This window comes from Klebsiella sp. WP8-S18-ESBL-06 (genome assembly GCF_014169755.1).
GTDB classification, from domain to species: domain Bacteria; phylum Pseudomonadota; class Gammaproteobacteria; order Enterobacterales; family Enterobacteriaceae; genus Kluyvera; species Kluyvera ascorbata_B.
This window is the reverse complement of the sequence record NZ_AP022256.1, coordinates 1268773-1284926: the sequence shown is the minus strand read 5'-3', so window position 1 is coordinate 1284926 and position 16154 is coordinate 1268773. Positions and strand designations below refer to the sequence as shown.

Here is a 16154-nt window from a genome sequence, read left to right as displayed (position 1 = left end):
AATAAATACAACTGTGGGATTTAACCTAAATTTCATCAATCGAATTTCTGACATAATGATGGTTTTAATAAACAATGATCTTCTGCCTACAACTCCCCCGGGTAACACGCTCCAGAGCGGTATGGCGGATTCTCGTGAGAAATTCATTCTTGATAGCTTTGTCCCGACTGATTCTACTGCTGATGCTGACACTATCGTTGGCCTCGGTAAGCGCCGCTCCGCTGACTGAAACCGATAAATCGGTGCGCTCGATTGTCTCCGGCATCGTCAGCTACACGCGATGGCCGTCACTTTCCGCGCCTCCCCGACTCTGTATCCTGACCTCTTCCCGATATGTCGACGCCCTCAGTATGTCCGGTGGTCTGCCTTATACGGCTGAGCGGGTCGGTAACGCTCAGCAGGCCGTCGCCGCAAAATGCGATGGTATTTACTTTGGCACCGAGTCGCCTGAACAACAGCTTGAATTAATCAACCAATATCGCAACCGACCGTTACTATTAATCTCCGAACATAACCCTGAATGTGCTATTGGCAGCGCGTTTTGTTTAATAATAGAGGACGATGAGGTCCGGTTTTCCGTTAATCTGGATGCACTGTCTCGCAGCGGCGTAAGAGTGAATCCGGATGTATTAATGCTTGCCCGGAATAAAAAGCATGAATAAGGATTTCACCTTCACTCCGCGACCTACGTTTAAAAGAACGCTGCGCCGGATTAACATAATAAGCGTCATCATAACCATGACCTTTATATGGCTTTTGCTGTGCCTCGCGTCGGTGGTGACATTAAAGCAATACGCGCAAAAGAACCTCGAGCTGACCGGTGCGACAATGAGCCATACCCTTGAAGCATCGCTGGTTTTCAACGATCCGCAGGCGGCAAATGACACCCTGGAAACGCTCGGGAAACAGGGGCAGTTTGCGATGGCGGAGGTCTACGATGTGCATAAAAAGCGCTTTGCTCACTGGTCGTGGAACCCTGAAGACAATACCGATACATTGGGCGCGCTGGTCAGTCGCTGGCTGTTTCCGGAACCTATCGCTCAGCCCATCATGCATAACGGCAAACCAATCGGCGAAATTTATCTGACCGCACGCGACAGCCTGATTGGTCACTTTATCTGGATGTCCTTTGCCGTCCTCACCGGTTGCATACTTTTCGCTTCAGGCATCGCGCTCACGGTTACCCGCTCCCTGCACCACGGGATGGTTGAGGAAATGCAAAATATCACCGATGTCGTACATGATGCGCGCACCAATCGCAACTTCTCCCGTCGCGTCAAGCAGGGTCGAATCGAAGAGTTTCACCGTTTCGGCGAAGACTTCAACAGCCTGCTGGCTGAAATGGAAGAGTGGCAGTTGAAACTGCAGGAAACCAATGCTCAGTTGCTCCGTTCCGCCATGCACGATCCCCTTACGGGTCTGGCGAACCGCGCGGCGTTCGGCAACCGCATAGCGGCGTTAATGAATGATGACGTTGCTAAAACACACTCAGCCCTGCTTTTTCTCGATGGGGACAACTTTAAACACATTAACGATACCTGGGGGCACAACGCAGGCGACTTCGTACTGACAGAAATTGCCAGTCGAATGATTGCGTTCGGCGGTCAGCGTCATCAATCGTACCGCCTTGGCGGCGATGAGTTTGCCATGGTGCTCTCCGGCGTCCATTCAGAACACGACGTTCAACGGATTTGTCACGCGCTGGCACAGCAGTTTACCCGTCCGTTCGATCTGCATAACGGCCAAAATACATCGATGTCTCTCAGCATCGGCTTTGCGCTAGCGTGGGAAAGTACCTCGCTGGAGGTACTACTGGAAAAGGCAGACCGCAATATGTATCAAGCCAAAAATCAGCGGTCTAAGACACTACATTAGAAAGGAAAACGATATGTTAAAGCGATATCTTGCTCCATGCTTACTGGCATCACTGCTGCTGACTGGTTGTCAGACACCGCAGGGCAAATTCACCCCTGAACAGGTCGCAGCGATGCAATCTTATGGCTTTAACGAATTAAATGGCGACTGGTCGCTGGGCCTCTCGGATAAGATTCTGTTCGATAAAAACGAAGCCGGGCTGCGACCTGAAAGTGAAACACAGATCCAGGCCATGGCGTCACGCCTCGCGGCAACCGGTTTAAACCACGCCCGGATGGACGGGCACACAGACAATTACGGCGAAGACCGCTATAACGAAGTCCTGTCGCTGAAACGCGCGAATGTCGTCGCCGATGCCTGGGCAAAAGGCGCTCATATTCCGCGCAGCAATCTCACCACGCGCGGCTTAGGCAAAAAATACCCTGTCGCCAGCAACAGCACCTCGCAAGGGCGCGCTGAAAACCGCCGTGTGGCGGTGGTGATCAGCGCGCCGTAAGGTTACTCGACGGACGATTCGACGAGCGGCATCCGCACAGCCGCTCGCCAGCGTAGCCAGTCAAACAGCATAAACAGCGCCAGACTGATGCCCATAACCGGAAGCACAAACCCGCATGCTACGGCGAGTAGTAATGTGCCACAGCGGGCCGGTAGCGACAGCGCCCGCCAGCTGTGCGTTAGCGTCAGCAGTGGGTTTGTCTCCGCCTGAGACGGGCGTTTGATCCACCACAGACGATAGCCCATCACAATAGCCACGCACAACGCCAGGCCAAAGGCGATCAGCAGCAGCTGGTTCGGCAAGCCGAACAAGATCCCCATGTGAAAATCCACGCCCCAACGCGTCAACTTAGCCATCAGCGGGAAGTCAGCAAACTGTGTGCTATCGATTATCGCCAGCGACTGCGGATCGATGGCGACCGCATCAACCTGCGTTGGCCAGCGCCGATCGATCTCGGTGACCGTCCAGGCGCGATCGTCACTGCGCGGCGGGCGGATCTCCAGAGACCTTGCGTTGATGCCGCCTCGTTGGGCCACATTGAGGACAGTATCAATACTGTCCCAACCGATCGTCGACTCATGAGCAGCCTTCTCGCCATGATGCCCGCGGTGCTCCGCATGCGGATCCATCGGCATCGGGCTGGCGCCGTGCAGTTGGGTATTAACCTGTGGCGTTAACCAACCTAACGACGCCCGCAGCTTATCGACGTTGCCGCCCGCCCACTGTGACCAGGTTAGCCCGGTGGCTGAAAACAGCAGCATTCCCGCCAGCAGGCACCAGCCAAGGGTAACATGAACGCGGCGGGTATTTTGCAGGCGGTTTTTTATTCGCCGTTTTGGCCGGGTAAAAGCCCACAGCACCACACCTCCCAGTGCCGCGACCCACATCCATGAGGCAGCCAGTTCGCTATAAAGGCGTCCGACATCGCCCAACAGCAGCGAACGATGCGCGTAGTCTATCCACTGACGTAGCGGCAGAATGCCGCTGGTGCCGTAGACCGTCATGTCCCCTTTCACCGCCAGCGTGACCGGGTCGATAAAAATCGCACGGTTTTCTGATGGCTGTAGCGCAGGGTCAGCGAACATCACACGCGTCGTTATACCCGCGTCCAAAGCCGGTCGAACCGCGCTCAGACGCAGCGGTGTATCCAGCGCGCGTTCCGCGACGGCAATTTGTGCTGCAATAGGCTGACGCTCACCCTCGGTGCTGCCGTGCAGCGCCTGGTGATACAGCACGTTTTCGAGCTGAGGCGTAGCCACATACAGCGTGCCGGTCAGGGTCGCAACGAAGATAAAGGGCCCGACAAACAGGCCGATAAAAAAATGCAGGCGGCGCAGCAGGTGCACCCATGCCGCCCGCGAGGTGCAGGTTGTCATACTTTTCCTTTGTTCATGCGAAATGAAGCGTGACGCTGAAGCGTCATTTATCGTTATTAAGCAGGTAAAGCAGACCCTCGCGGCGGCGCGCGGGTATCGGGAAAGAGCCAGGGGAAGAAATGCCAGTGGCTTATCGTTGGCAGGAAGGGAACAACGTTAACGCGCAGCAGTAGCGCGCATAACAGCACGCACAACGCCAGTATCATCCCCGGCACGTGGGTCAACAAAACGCAGTAGCCGCAGGCCTCGCCATGGTCAACGGGCATGTTTTGCGGCACGGAGTGGTGTGCCAGCATAGGCATGCTCATTTCATGGTGCATGCCCGGCATCGCGCTCATCGCCGTTGGCTGGAGCGATATGGAAACCAGCGGTGCAAAAACAATCAGCGCCATAGCAAACAGCGCAAGCCAGGCGGCCCGCCGTTTAAATGCGATGATATGGGTGATTTTGCCGTTCACGCTACCCTCCAGAGAACAAGGGTATTGTAAATGATTTAGCAACCAAATGTTAACGCAAGGTGCGCATGAAGATAAAAAAAGGGCCAGCCTTTCGGCCAGCCCTTTTTAACAGGATGTCGCTTGCGCGAATCTTAGTTAAGACGCTCTTTGATACGAGCAGACTTACCAGTGCGCTCACGCAGGTAGTACAGTTTAGCTTTACGTACAGCACCACGACGTTTAACAGCAATGCTGTCAACTACCGGAGAGTGAGTCTGGAAGACACGCTCAACGCCTTCGCCGTTGGAAATTTTACGAACAGTGAATGCAGAGTGCAGACCGCGGCTACGAATAGCGATAACCACGCCCTCAAATGCCTGCAGACGTTTTTTGGAACCTTCAACAACCCATACTTTCACTTCCACGGTATCACCCGGACGGAAGGAAGGTACGTCCTGCTTCATCTGTTCTTGTTCAAGTTGCTTAATAATGTTGCTCATAATTTAATCTCTTATCCTGGGTAAACTGATATTTGGGGGTCTCAGACCAGCCCATCATGTTTATGTTGCTGTTGTGCGTGTTCCTGTTTGAACTCCGCCAGCAACCTTGCTTGCTCTTCAGTCAGAGCCAGGTTTTCCAGAAGTTCAGGTCTTCTAAGCCAGGAGCGGCCCAGCGACTGCTTCAAACGCCAGCGACGTATCTCAGCATGGTTTCCCGACAGCAGAACCGGCGGTACTTCCATCCCTTCCAACACTTCAGGGCGAGTGTAGTGCGGACAGTCCAGCAACCCATCGGCAAACGAATCTTCGAATGCTGAAGCTTCATGACCCAGTACACCCGGAATAAACCGGGAAACGGAGTCGATCAGCGTCATTGCCGGTAACTCTCCACCGCTGAGAACGTAATCGCCGATAGACCATTCTTCGTCAATCTCGGTCTGAATCACGCGCTCATCGATACCTTCGTAGCGACCGCATACCAGAATCAGCTTTTGATTCGTGGCCAGTTCACTGACGCCCGCTTGATCAAGCTTGCGTCCCTGAGGTGACAGATAAATCACCTTTGCGCCTTCACCTGCCGCGGCTTTTGCTGCATGAATGGCGTCCCGTAAAGGTTGCACCATCATTAACATCCCCGGTCCGCCGCCGTAAGGACGATCGTCCACGGTACGGTGCCGGTCATGCGTGAAGTCACGAGGACTCCAGCTCTGGATGCTCAGCAGGCCTTTTTTTACTGCCCGGCCAGTTACCCCGTAATCGGTAATTGCGCGGAACATTTCAGGAAACAGGCTAATTATGCCAATCCACATAGCGCCGTCTTTTACCGTTTATCCGGTGGTTTAAAAACCAGGATCCCAATCTACTTCGATAGTACGAGTAGCGAGATCGACTTTCTTGATAACCTGCCCATCGAGGAACGGAACCAACCGCTCCTTGATACCAAATGCATCTTTCAGGTTTGCCTTAATGACGAGAACGTCATTCGACCCGGTTTCCATCATATCGATGACTTTACCGAGACCGTAGCCTTCCGTAGTCACTACCTGGCAGCCCATCAGGTCTTTCCAGTAATAGCTTCCATCTTCCAGCGCCGGCAGCTGCGAGGAATCCACGATAATTTCGCAGTTCGTCAGCAGATTCGCGGCATCGCGATCGTCAACGCCTTTCAGCTTAATGACAATATCCTGATTGTGGTAGCGCCAGCTTTCCAGCTCAACGGTCTGCCACTGACCCGCCTTCTGGATTAACCAGGGCTGATAGTCAAAAATGCTTTCGGCGTCTTCGGTGGAGGAAAACACTCTGAGCCAACCACGGATACCGTAGGAAGAACCCATTTTCCCCAATACGATCGGATCAACAGGTGCTTGTGCGGTGTGTTGCTTGCTCATCATGACCACCGTGACAGATTAAGCTGCTTTTTTAGCTTCTTTGATCAGCGCAGATACGCGATCAGAGATAGTTGCGCCCTGGCCAACCCAGTGTGCGATACGATCCAGATCCAGGCGGGTGCCTTCTTCCGAACCAGAAGCGATCGGGTTGAAGAAACCAACGCGCTCAATGAAGCGACCGTTACGTGCGTTACGGCTGTCAGTAACAACAACCTGGTAGAACGGACGCTTTTTAGCGCCGTGACGAGCTAAACGAATAGTTACCATAACATCCTCTTGTGTGAATAGAACAACCGGGCCCCATCGAGGGAAGGGGCCCGGTGTCATATTAAAAGCCCGAAAATTTTACTCATTTTTGGGCAAAATGCAATCCGTATTATCTGCCAGGGAATCCCGGGGGCATCATACCCTTCATTCCGCGCATCATTTTCATCATGCCGCCTTTCGACTTCATCTTCTTCATCATGCGCTGCATGTCATCGAACTGCTTCAGTAGACGGTTCACGTCCTGCACCTGCAGGCCACAGCCCTGAGCGATACGACGCTTGCGGGAACCCTTGATGATTTCCGGCTTCGCGCGCTCTTTCAGCGTCATCGAGTTGATGATCGCTTCCATACGCACCAGCACTTTGTCATCCATCTGCGATTTGACGTTGTCAGGAATCTGACCCATGCCCGGCAACTTGCCCATCAGGCTCGCCATGCCGCCCATGTTTTTCATCTGCTTGAGCTGTTCCAGGAAGTCATTCAGGTCGAAACCGTCGCCTTTCTTCAGCTTGGTCGCCAGCTTCTCAGCCTGCGCGCGGTCAACCTTGCTCTCGATATCTTCAATCAGCGACAGTACGTCGCCCATGCCGAGAATACGGGACGCGATACGATCCGGGTGGAACGGCTCCAGCGCTTCGGTTTTTTCACCTACGCCGAGGAACTTGATTGGCTTACCGGTAATGTGGCGAATAGACAACGCCGCCCCGCCGCGTGCATCACCGTCGACCTTGGTCAGCACCACGCCGGTCAGCGGCAGCGCTTCGTTAAAGGCTTTAGCGGTATTCGCCGCATCCTGGCCGGTCATGGCGTCAACGACAAACAGGGTTTCTACTGGCTTAATGGCCGCGTGAACCTGTTTGATTTCGTCCATCATCGCTTCATCAACGTGCAGACGACCGGCGGTATCCACCAGCAGCACGTCGTAGAATTTCAGCTTCGCTTCTTTCAGCGCCGCGTTAACGATGTCGATAGGCTTCTGGCCAACGTCGGACGGGAAGAAGTCCACGCCCACCTGCTCGGCCAGGGTTTCCAGCTGTTTAATCGCCGCCGGGCGATAGACGTCGGCAGAGACCACCAGCACTTTCTTCTTGTGCTTTTCACGCAGGAATTTACCCAGCTTACCGACGCTGGTGGTTTTACCCGCACCCTGCAGGCCCGCCATCAGCACCACGGCCGGCGGCTGCGCGGCCAGGTTGAGCGTCTGGTTCTCTTCGCCCATCGCCGAAACCAGTTCGCTACGGACGATTTTGACGAACTCCTGACCCGGGGTCAGGCTTTTGTTAACTTCATGACCAACCGCTTTCTCTTTTACGCGATTGATAAAATCACGCACTACCGGCAGCGCAACGTCAGCCTCCAGCAGCGCCATGCGCACTTCGCGCAGCGTCTCTTTTACGTTGTCTTCAGTAAGGCGTCCACGGCCACTGATATTGCGCAGCGTGCGCGACAAACGATCGGTTAAATTATCAAACATTGTCTCTCGCCTGGGGTGGAAACGGTGAGTCGCTTGCGCGACCAAAAAACGGAAATTTGCGGGAGTATAACACGACACCGAGCGAGTTGTGAGGCCACGGTGGGCGCTGATATCGCGTAACGTGACATCGCCGCCTTCACATAGCCTGTGCGCCTTGATACAACTCGATGGATTTTGCGTATATACTGCTTCTCTTTCTTATTTTTGACGACTGCCGACTCTTTATGCCTGTTTTTGCCCTGCTCGCGCTTGTTGCCTACTCCGTCAGCCTGGCGCTGATTATTCCCGGTCTGCTGCAAAAAAACAGCGGCTGGCGGCGTATGGCGATTCTCTCCGCCACCGTCGCGCTGGTATGCCACGCCTTCGCGCTGGAAGCCCGCATTCTGCCGGGCGGTGAAAGCGGGCAAAACCTCAGCCTGTTAAACGTCGGCTCGTTGGTGAGCCTGATGATCTGCACGGTGATGACGATCGTCGCCTCGCGTAACCGCGGCTGGCTGCTGTTGCCTATTGTCTACGCGTTTGCGCTCATCAACCTCGCCTTCGCGACCTTTATGCCCAACGAGTTTATTACCCACCTGGAAGCCACGCCGGGCATGATGGTGCATATTGGGCTCTCGCTGTTCTCCTATGCCACGCTGATCATCGCCGCCCTGTACGCGCTACAGCTGGCGTGGATTGACTACCAGCTCAAAAACAAAAAGCTGGCATTCAGTCATGAAATGCCGCCGTTGATGGTCATTGAACGCAAAATGTTTCACATCACTCAGGTGGGCGTCGTCCTGCTCACCCTGACGCTTTGTACCGGTCTGTTTTACATGCATAACCTGTTCAGCATGGAAAATATCGACAAGGCCGTCCTTTCCATCATCGCCTGGTTCGTCTATATCGTGTTGTTATGGGGCCACTATCATGAAGGGTGGCGAGGCCGCCGGGTAGTCTGGTTTAACGTCGCGGGCGCAGGCATTCTGACGCTCGCCTACTTTGGTAGCCGCGTCATTCAACAATTCGTGAGCTAAGTACTAAGGAATTCTCTTGGAACATATTTCTACCACCACGCTGATCGTGACGCTGATCATCATGGTGGTCATCTCCGCCTATTTCTCCGGCTCTGAAACCGGCATGATGACGCTAAACCGCTATCGGCTGCGCCACCTTGCCAAACAGGGAAACAAACCCGCAAAGCGCGTTGAGAAGCTGCTGCAAAAGCCCGATCGTTTAATCAGCCTCGTGCTGATTGGCAACAACCTCGTCAATATCCTGGCCTCTGCGCTCGGCACCATCGTCGGGATGCGCCTGTACGGCGACCTGGGCGTCGCTATCGCCACCGGGGTGCTGACCTTTGTGGTGCTGGTGTTTGCCGAAGTGCTGCCGAAAACTATTGCCGCACTCTACCCTGAGAAAGTCGCCTACCCCAGCAGCTTCCTGCTGGCACCGCTTCAGATACTGATGATGCCGCTGGTCTGGCTGCTGAATCTGATCACCCGCATCCTGATGCGCATGATGGGCATCAAAACCGATATCACCATCAGCAGTTCGCTCAGCAAAGACGAGCTGCGCACCATCGTGAACGAGTCGCGCTCGCAGATCTCCCGCCGCAATCAGGACATGCTGCTGTCGGTGCTGGACCTGGAAAAAGTCAGCGTCGACGACATCATGGTGCCGCGCAATGAGATCGTCGGCATCAACATCAACGACGACTGGAAATCCATTGTGCGCCAGCTGACGCATTCGCCGCACGGCCGCATTGTGTTGTATCGCGACTCGCTGGATGATGCCATCAGCATGCTGCGCGTGCGCGAAGCCTACCGGCTGATGACCGAGAAAAAAGAGTTCACCAAAGAGGTGATGCTGCGCGCCGCCGATGAGATTTACTTCGTCCCGGAGGGTACCCCGCTGAGTACTCAGTTGGTTAAATTCCAGCGTAATAAAAAGAAAGTGGGCCTGGTGGTCGACGAATATGGCGATATTCAGGGGCTGGTGACGGTTGAGGATATTCTGGAGGAGATCGTTGGCGACTTTACCACCTCGATGTCTCCTTCGCTCGCCGAAGAGGTTAACCCGCAAAACGACGGCTCGGTGATTATCGATGGCGGCGCCAACGTACGCGAACTCAATAAAGCCTTCAACTGGCATCTGCCGGAAGACGAAGCGCGTACGATGAACGGAATGATTGTCGAAGCGCTGGAAGAGATCCCGGCGGCAGGCACGCGGGTGCGTATCGCCCACTATGATATTGATATTCTCGACGTGCAGGATAACGTGATTAAGCAGGTTCAGGTGAACCCGATAAGACCGCTGCGCGACAGCGTCGCGGAGTAAGACGCACCCTCTCCCCTGGCGGGGAGAGGGTTAAAACAACGTCAGGCCTTCGCCTTCGCGACGGACACCATCGCCGCACGAATGGTTCGGCCGTTCAGGGTATACCCCTTCTGCATCACCATCAGCACGTTGCCAGCGGCAACGTCATCGGACTCAACCATCGCAATGGCCTGGTGTACGTTCGGGTCCATCGGCACATCGATATCCGCAACCACCTGCACGCCAAACTTCGCCACCACATCCAGCATCGACTTACGGGTCAGTTCGATCCCTTCGACCATTGCCGCCATGGTTTCGTTGTCTTTGTTCGCCACTTCCAGCGCGCGGTCCAGGCTATCCAGCACCGGCAACAGTTCGTTGACGAATTTTTCCAGCGCAAACTTATGCGCCTTCTCAACGTCAATCTCAGTACGACGACGCAGGTTTTCCATCTCAGCCTTCACGCGCAGCACGCTTTCACGCTCGCGGGTTTCAGCTTCCGCTAACTGCGATTCAAGGTTCGCAATTTTTTCATCGCGCGGATCCACCTGTTCAGCAGAAGCGTTTGGTTCAACCGCCTCAACTTCTTCGTGCTGTTCCATGATAATTTCTTCCGGGGATTGCCCCTCAGGCGTTTTCTGTTCTTTACTACTCATGAATTTCTCCGCGTTTTTTCGCAATCATCTCGCTAACCTGGATTATTATGGGGATCTGATTCCGGGTTTCAAGGGAAGCTCTCACATTGTCACCAATCTTCGGCACAAGGACATTCAGAAAATGAACAATCATTTCAAGTGTATCGGTATTGTAGGACACCCCCGTCACCCGACGGCCCTGACGACACATGAAATGCTCTATCGCTGGCTGAGTACCAAAGGCCTCGATGTGATTGTCGAACGCCAGATTGCCCAGGAGCTCAAGCTGGACAATGTGAAAACCGGCACGCTGGCAGAAATTGGTCAGAAAGCGGACCTGGCGGTGGTGGTGGGCGGCGACGGCAACATGCTTGGCGCAGCGCGTACGCTGGCCCGCTACGACATCAGCGTCATCGGCATTAACCGTGGCAACCTCGGTTTTCTTACCGACCTCGATCCGGACAATGCCCATCAGCAGCTTGCCGACGTGCTGGACGGCAACTACATCGCCGAAAAACGCTTTCTGCTGGAGGCGCAGGTCTGCCAGCAAAATTGCCAGAAACGCATCAGTACCGCCATCAATGAAGTGGTGCTGCACCCGGGCAAAGTGGCGCACATGATTGAATTTGAAGTCTACATTGATGAGACTTTCGCTTTTTCACAGCGCTCCGATGGCCTGATAATCTCCACGCCGACCGGTTCTACCGCTTATTCACTCTCCGCCGGAGGCCCGATTCTCACGCCGTCGCTGGACGCCATCACGCTGGTCCCCATGTTCCCACATACGCTCTCGGCGCGCCCGCTGGTGATCAACGGCGACAGTACCATTCGCCTGCGCTTCTCGCACCGCCGTAGCGATCTGGAGATCAGCTGTGACAGCCAGATAGCCCTGCCTATCCAGGAAGGTGAAGATGTGCTGATTCGCCGCTGCGATTATCACCTGAATCTGATTCACCCCAAAGGCTATAGCTATTTCAATACATTAAGCACCAAGCTCGGCTGGTCAAAAAAATTGTTCTAATTTTACCGCCACCTCTTTACTGGATAAAAAACCAGTCTATACTGTATGAAAACACAGTTATGGGTTTTCATACAGGAAAGCGGCTATGTTGGCACAACTGACCATCAGCAATTTTGCAATCGTTCGTGAACTTGAAATCGACTTCAACAGCGGCATGACGGCCATCACCGGGGAAACCGGTGCCGGTAAATCTATTGCAATTGATGCCCTTGGCCTGTGCCTGGGCGGCCGCGCAGAGGCCGATATGGTACGCGCCGGTGCCAGCCGTGCCGACCTATGCGCACGCTTCGCCCTAAAAGATACGCCTGCCGCCCTGCGCTGGTTAGAAGAAAACCAGCTGGAAGACGGCCGCGAGTGCCTGCTCCGCCGCGTCATCAGCAGCGACGGTCGCTCGCGCGGCTTTATTAACGGTACCGCAGTGCCGCTCTCGCAGCTACGGGAGCTGGGCCAGCTGTTGATTCAAATCCACGGCCAGCATGCGCACCAGCAGTTGGTCAAACCCGAACATCAAAAGCATCTGCTCGACGCCTACGCCGGCGAGTCCGAACTAGCTCGCCAAATGGCGGAGCACTACCGTCAGTGGAACCAAAGCTGCCGTGACCTTGCCACCCATCAGCAGCAAAGTCAGGAACGAACCGCCCGCGCAGAGCTGCTGCAGTACCAGTTGAAAGAGCTTATCGAGTTCAATCCGCAGCCGGGTGAATACGAACAGATCGATGAAGAATACAAACGCCTTGCCAACAGCGGGCAACTTATCGCAACCAGCCAGCACGCGCTGGCTATTCTGGCCGACGGCGAAGAGGTCAATCTGCAAAGCCAGCTTTATACCGCGCGTCAGTTAGCCGGAGAGCTCGCCAGCATGGACGGTAAACTGTCCGGCGTACTGTCCATGCTGGAAGAAGCCGCAATTCAGCTGAGCGAGGCCAGCGATGAACTGCGTCATTACTGCGACCGTCTGGATCTCGACCCTAATCGCCTGTTTGAGCTTGAGCAGCGGCTGTCTAAGCAGATTTCGCTTGCGCGGAAACATCAAATCGCGCCGGAAGCCTTGCCGGAATACTACCAGTCATTACTTGATGAGCAGCAACAGCTGGACGATCAAAGCGACTCGCTGGAGACGCTGAAACTCGCGGTCTCGCGCTATCACGATCTGGCGCTGGAAACCGCACGTCAGCTGCACGATCAGCGACAGGCAAGCGCTCAGGAGCTGGCACAGCTGATTACCGACAGCATGCACATGCTCTCCATGCCGCACGGCGTCTTTGATATCGACGTTAGCTTTGAAGAACAGCACCTGACGGCTGAAGGCGCTGACCGTATTGAGTTTCGCGTCACGACCAACCCGGGCCAGCCGCTGCAGGCCATTGCGAAAGTGGCGTCCGGCGGTGAACTGTCACGCATTGCGCTGGCCATTCAGGTCATCACGGCGCGTAAAATGGAAACCCCGGCGCTGATTTTTGATGAAGTGGACGTCGGCATCAGCGGTCCGACGGCGGCGGTTGTTGGCAAACTGCTGCGCCAGTTGGGTGAATCAACGCAGGTGATGTGCGTTACCCACCTGCCGCAGGTGGCTGGCTGCGGTCATCACCACTTCTACGTCAGCAAAGAAACCGACGGCGCCATGACTGAAACGCACATGCAGCCGCTGGACAAACGCGCGCGCCTGCAAGAGCTGGCACGCCTGTTAGGCGGCAGTGAAGTCACGCGGAATACGCTGGCGAATGCGAAAGAGTTGCTGGCCGCATAAACTTTTTGGATTTCTTACAGTCTGAGTTCACAATAAAAACGCCGTCAGACCTGATATCAAAGGTTTCCAACTTACCTCAGGTCTATTATCATCGGCACATGACATATGAGCCGCGTACTGCTCGGGCCCGAAAAGGAATCAAATCACTATGCGCTGTAAAACGCTGACTGCTGCCGCAGCGGTTCTTCTGATGATGACTGCAGGCTGTTCCACTCTGGAGCGAGTGGTTTACCGTCCTGATATTAGTCAGGGGAACTACCTGGCACCTAACGATGTAGCCAAAATCCATACGGGTATGACCCAGCAACAGGTAGCCTACACCTTAGGTACCCCGATGATGACCGACCCGTTCGGCACCAACACCTGGTTCTACGTGTTCCGCCAGCAGCCAGGCCATGAAGCCGCGACCCAGCAAACGCTGACGCTGACCTTCAACAGCAGCGGCGTGTTGACCAATATCGACAACAAGCCAGCGCTGACCAAATAAGCTAGCCTGTAATGACAAAAAAGCGCTCACTGAGCGCTTTTTTATTGTCCATTCGTTAGCGGCGGCTATCCCTTTTTCTGTGCTGATTTCTCGGCACGCTGGCGACGCAGCTCTTTCGGGTCGGCAATCAGCGGGCGATAAATCTCAACCCGGTCGCCGTCATGAACTTCGTCCTGCAGCTTCACCGGGCGACTATAAATACCCACCTTATTTTTGCTCAGGTCGATATCATCACGCAGCGCCAGCAGCCCGCTGGCTTGAATAGCGTGTTCTACCGTCGCCCCTTCATCGAGCGTCACGCGCTGCAGATACTGCTTTTGCGGTAGCGCATAGGCCACTTCAACGGCTATTTTACCCGACACGGTAAACCTCTCTCGCGCGCATCGTAAACGCTTGCACCATGTTCAGCGCCAGCTCTTTAAAGATGCGACCAAACGCCAGCTCAATCAGTTTGTTGGTGAACTCAAAATCGAGCTGAAACTCAATCTTGCAGGCGTCAGCACTTAACGGCGTAAACTTCCAGCCGCCGATCAACGTCTTAAACGGCCCATCGACCAGATGCATCAGGATGCTTTGGTTATCGGTTAACGTATTGCGCGTGGTAAAGGTCTTACTGATGCCAGCCTTTGAGACATCGACCGCCGCCGTCATCTGCGTAGGACCAGACTCCAGAACGCGGCTGCCGGTACAACCAGGCAGGAAATCCGGGTAGGCATTCACATCATTCACCAGTTGATACATTTGCTCTGCGCTGTAGGGCACCAGCGCAGTACGGCTAATCTGAGGCATAGCAATTTCCATGATCAAACACGGCGTAAATAGTATCATTTATCTCCGGTTAAAAAAAACGGACGCGGGCTATATCGTGCTAAGATAGCGTATTGCGCCTCGCGGGAGCTTGAGGCTATGTTTATCAGATTAGCGATAACTTCAGGATATTATGACAAAGAAAAAAGCACACAAACCTGGATCGGCCACCATTGCGCTGAATAAACGCGCCCGCCACGAATACTTTATCGAAGAAGAAATTGAGGCGGGACTCGCCCTCCAGGGTTGGGAAGTTAAATCTCTGCGCGCAGGTAAAGCCAACATCGGCGACAGCTACGTCATTCTGAAAGATGGCGAAGCTTTCCTGTTCGGTGCCAACTTCACGCCGATGGCCGTGGCCTCCACCCATTACGTCTGCGATCCCACGCGTACCCGTAAACTGCTGCTTAACCAACGTGAGCTGGATAACCTGTACGGCCGCATCAACCGTGAAGGCTATACCGTCGTCGCCCTCTCCCTGTACTGGAAGAACGCCTGGTGTAAAGTCAAAATCGGCGTGGCGAAAGGGAAGAAACAGCACGACAAGCGTTCCGATCTGAAGGATCGTGAATGGCAGCTGGATAAAGCTCGCATTATGAAACATGCCGGGCGCTAGGCCATAGGCCATTTGTATAACCCCGATATTCTCCAGCAGCAACAGAGAGTATCGGGTTATCGGTTCTTGCCGTGGGGGGAAACCGTCAGTTATTTTCTCACTGACCGATGTTTACCCTTATTTGAAAAATAAAAATAACCTCTGTTTATTATTCATATCATCAATAATGAATAATATCTTTAACCCGTAGCTTGCTGAATATTTAAATAATCATGATATAGCATATATCATATTTCAAATGGCTTATATAAACATTACCCAATCAGGCCATTTCTTCATTAAAAATCAATTCAGACATTTCCTAAGACAACAATTAAAACATAAATACCCACAATGATTCAGTAAGTACTGTCGCATGCCCTTAGCGCATGATTTAATATAAAAGCAGCGTGAATCAAGAGATTGATTACCTTCAACGCTTTTGCAAGCATCGTTTAACCTTGCTGTATTCACTGAAAAAAAAGTGTAATTCATCAGGAATTAATCATTGTTAAGGCATGCTTAATTTGTGACATGCGTTATTTTTAAGCTATACCGTAATCAACGGATAATTTAAAAACCATGGACGAACGCACAGCAATCGTCGTTATAAAAACAACGGCAACCTAAATCAAATTTCAATTTGAGAATTATCTTAAAAACCCGTTCTGCAAGCGGGGCGGGATATTTTTGTCTGAAAGCCAGAAAGCATTTATGCATTAACCAAAAAGTGATTTTAAAAACGACAGGC

At 53.6% G+C, this 16154-nt stretch carries 19 protein-coding genes; 9 read left to right on the top strand and 10 right to left on the bottom strand.

Features of this window, described 5'->3' with window-relative positions; translation table 11 throughout:
- Positions 1 to 182 precede the first annotated feature (182 nt).
- The 3 genes from yfiR to H7R76_RS06145 are packed head-to-tail and all read left to right on the top strand — an operon-like array spanning position 183 to position 2371.
- Entirely contained in the window at positions 183 to 662 is a 480-nt protein-coding gene (gene yfiR, locus H7R76_RS06155) for a regulatory sequestration protein YfiR (protein ID WP_227673948.1), read from the top strand.
- Positions 655 to 1875 (top strand): diguanylate cyclase DgcN/YfiN, encoded by a 1221-nt coding sequence (dgcN, locus tag H7R76_RS06150; protein WP_182967248.1) that lies wholly within the window; start codon positions 655 to 657, stop codon positions 1873 to 1875. Before yfiR ends, dgcN begins: the two co-directional genes overlap by 8 nt.
- Before the next feature lie 13 nt (positions 1876 to 1888).
- Complete coding sequence (locus H7R76_RS06145; RefSeq protein WP_106928412.1) at positions 1889 to 2371, top strand: OmpA family protein; 483 nt, start codon at positions 1889 to 1891, stop codon at positions 2369 to 2371.
- Between the two features lie 2 nt (positions 2372 to 2373).
- On the opposite strand, the gene H7R76_RS06140 is transcribed toward H7R76_RS06145, so the two are convergent.
- The 7 genes from H7R76_RS06140 to ffh form a co-directional block, all read right to left on the bottom strand.
- The gene (locus H7R76_RS06140) at positions 2374 to 3747 is read right to left on the bottom strand and encodes a PepSY-associated TM helix domain-containing protein (RefSeq protein ID WP_182967246.1); all 1374 of its coding nucleotides are present in this window, start codon (positions 3745 to 3747) and stop codon (positions 2374 to 2376) included.
- A 56-nt stretch (positions 3748 to 3803) separates the two neighbouring features.
- A complete protein-coding gene (locus H7R76_RS06135) occupies positions 3804 to 4205 on the bottom strand; it encodes a DUF2946 domain-containing protein (RefSeq protein ID WP_223878947.1) in 402 nt (133 codons plus the stop codon).
- Positions 4206 to 4336: 131 nt separating this feature from the next.
- Positions 4337 to 4684 (bottom strand): 50S ribosomal protein L19, encoded by a 348-nt coding sequence (rplS, locus tag H7R76_RS06130; protein WP_006687325.1) that lies wholly within the window; start codon positions 4682 to 4684, stop codon positions 4337 to 4339.
- Positions 4685 to 4725: 41 nt separating this feature from the next.
- A complete protein-coding gene (gene trmD, locus H7R76_RS06125) occupies positions 4726 to 5493 on the bottom strand; it encodes a tRNA (guanosine(37)-N1)-methyltransferase TrmD (protein WP_182967244.1) in 768 nt (255 codons plus the stop codon).
- 30 nt (positions 5494 to 5523) lie between these two features.
- Positions 5524 to 6072 (bottom strand): ribosome maturation factor RimM, encoded by a 549-nt coding sequence (gene rimM, locus H7R76_RS06120; protein WP_035894946.1) that lies wholly within the window; start codon positions 6070 to 6072, stop codon positions 5524 to 5526.
- Positions 6073 to 6090: 18 nt separating this feature from the next.
- Positions 6091 to 6339, bottom strand: coding sequence for a 30S ribosomal protein S16 (gene rpsP, locus H7R76_RS06115; RefSeq protein WP_181358019.1), 249 nt, complete (start codon positions 6337 to 6339; stop codon positions 6091 to 6093).
- A 109-nt stretch (positions 6340 to 6448) separates the two neighbouring features.
- Positions 6449 to 7813, bottom strand: a complete 1365-nt coding sequence (ffh, locus tag H7R76_RS06110; protein WP_064543362.1) for a signal recognition particle protein — start codon at positions 7811 to 7813, stop codon at positions 6449 to 6451.
- A gap of 224 nt (positions 7814 to 8037) precedes the next feature.
- Between ffh and H7R76_RS06105 the strand changes: the two genes are divergently transcribed.
- A complete protein-coding gene (locus tag H7R76_RS06105) occupies positions 8038 to 8829 on the top strand; it encodes a cytochrome C assembly family protein (protein WP_106928444.1) in 792 nt (263 codons plus the stop codon).
- 16 nt (positions 8830 to 8845) lie between these two features.
- The gene (locus tag H7R76_RS06100; protein ID WP_106928404.1) at positions 8846 to 10132 is read left to right on the top strand and encodes an HlyC/CorC family transporter; all 1287 of its coding nucleotides are present in this window, start codon (positions 8846 to 8848) and stop codon (positions 10130 to 10132) included.
- Between the two features lie 41 nt (positions 10133 to 10173).
- On the opposite strand, the gene grpE is transcribed toward H7R76_RS06100, so the two are convergent.
- Complete coding sequence (gene grpE, locus H7R76_RS06095) at positions 10174 to 10767, bottom strand: nucleotide exchange factor GrpE (RefSeq protein WP_106928402.1); 594 nt, start codon at positions 10765 to 10767, stop codon at positions 10174 to 10176.
- Between the two features lie 121 nt (positions 10768 to 10888).
- On the opposite strand from grpE, the gene nadK reads away from it, so the two are divergent.
- The 3 genes from nadK (at position 10889) to bamE (ending at position 14001) form a co-directional block, all read left to right on the top strand.
- Positions 10889 to 11767, top strand: a complete 879-nt coding sequence (gene nadK, locus H7R76_RS06090) for an NAD(+) kinase (RefSeq protein WP_182967242.1) — start codon at positions 10889 to 10891, stop codon at positions 11765 to 11767.
- A gap of 85 nt (positions 11768 to 11852) precedes the next feature.
- A complete protein-coding gene (gene recN, locus H7R76_RS06085; RefSeq protein WP_106928398.1) occupies positions 11853 to 13514 on the top strand; it encodes a DNA repair protein RecN in 1662 nt (553 codons plus the stop codon).
- A 148-nt stretch (positions 13515 to 13662) separates the two neighbouring features.
- Entirely contained in the window at positions 13663 to 14001 is a 339-nt protein-coding gene (bamE, locus tag H7R76_RS06080; protein WP_106928396.1) for an outer membrane protein assembly factor BamE, read from the top strand.
- A 65-nt stretch (positions 14002 to 14066) separates the two neighbouring features.
- Here the strand turns inward: bamE and H7R76_RS06075 are convergent, their stop codons facing one another.
- Both H7R76_RS06075 and H7R76_RS06070 read right to left on the bottom strand, forming a co-directional pair.
- On the bottom strand, positions 14067 to 14363 hold the full coding sequence (locus tag H7R76_RS06075; protein ID WP_182967240.1) for an RnfH family protein: 297 nt from the start codon (positions 14361 to 14363) through the stop codon (positions 14067 to 14069).
- On the bottom strand, positions 14353 to 14790 hold the full coding sequence (locus H7R76_RS06070) for a type II toxin-antitoxin system RatA family toxin (protein WP_197974850.1): 438 nt from the start codon (positions 14788 to 14790) through the stop codon (positions 14353 to 14355). The genes H7R76_RS06075 and H7R76_RS06070 overlap by 11 nt, the downstream gene beginning before the upstream one ends.
- Before the next feature lie 151 nt (positions 14791 to 14941).
- On the opposite strand from H7R76_RS06070, the gene smpB reads away from it, so the two are divergent.
- The gene (gene smpB, locus H7R76_RS06065; protein WP_106928390.1) at positions 14942 to 15424 is read left to right on the top strand and encodes an SsrA-binding protein SmpB; all 483 of its coding nucleotides are present in this window, start codon (positions 14942 to 14944) and stop codon (positions 15422 to 15424) included.
- Positions 15425 to 16154: the final 730 nt, after the last annotated feature.

Coding starts and splice junctions, on each gene's coding strand:
- H7R76_RS06105 (WP_106928444.1), top strand. CDS start 8,038: ATGCCTGTTTTTGCCCTGCTCGCGCTTGTTGCCTACTCCGTCAGCCTG.
- yfiR (WP_227673948.1), top strand. CDS start 183: ATGCTGACACTATCGTTGGCCTCGGTAAGCGCCGCTCCGCTGACTGAA.
- dgcN (WP_182967248.1), top strand. CDS start 655: ATGAATAAGGATTTCACCTTCACTCCGCGACCTACGTTTAAAAGAACG.
- H7R76_RS06145 (WP_106928412.1), top strand. CDS start 1,889: ATGTTAAAGCGATATCTTGCTCCATGCTTACTGGCATCACTGCTGCTG.
- rplS (WP_006687325.1), bottom strand. CDS start 4,684: ATGAGCAACATTATTAAGCAACTTGAACAAGAACAGATGAAGCAGGAC.
- bamE (WP_106928396.1), top strand. CDS start 13,663: ATGCGCTGTAAAACGCTGACTGCTGCCGCAGCGGTTCTTCTGATGATG.
- H7R76_RS06140 (WP_182967246.1), bottom strand. CDS start 3,747: ATGACAACCTGCACCTCGCGGGCGGCATGGGTGCACCTGCTGCGCCGC.
- grpE (WP_106928402.1), bottom strand. CDS start 10,767: ATGAGTAGTAAAGAACAGAAAACGCCTGAGGGGCAATCCCCGGAAGAA.
- rimM (WP_035894946.1), bottom strand. CDS start 6,072: ATGAGCAAGCAACACACCGCACAAGCACCTGTTGATCCGATCGTATTG.
- H7R76_RS06070 (WP_197974850.1), bottom strand. CDS start 14,790: ATGCCTCAGATTAGCCGTACTGCGCTGGTGCCCTACAGCGCAGAGCAA.
- trmD (WP_182967244.1), bottom strand. CDS start 5,493: ATGTGGATTGGCATAATTAGCCTGTTTCCTGAAATGTTCCGCGCAATT.
- rpsP (WP_181358019.1), bottom strand. CDS start 6,339: ATGGTAACTATTCGTTTAGCTCGTCACGGCGCTAAAAAGCGTCCGTTC.
- recN (WP_106928398.1), top strand. CDS start 11,853: ATGTTGGCACAACTGACCATCAGCAATTTTGCAATCGTTCGTGAACTT.
- nadK (WP_182967242.1), top strand. CDS start 10,889: ATGAACAATCATTTCAAGTGTATCGGTATTGTAGGACACCCCCGTCAC.
- smpB (WP_106928390.1), top strand. CDS start 14,942: ATGACAAAGAAAAAAGCACACAAACCTGGATCGGCCACCATTGCGCTG.
- ffh (WP_064543362.1), bottom strand. CDS start 7,813: ATGTTTGATAATTTAACCGATCGTTTGTCGCGCACGCTGCGCAATATC.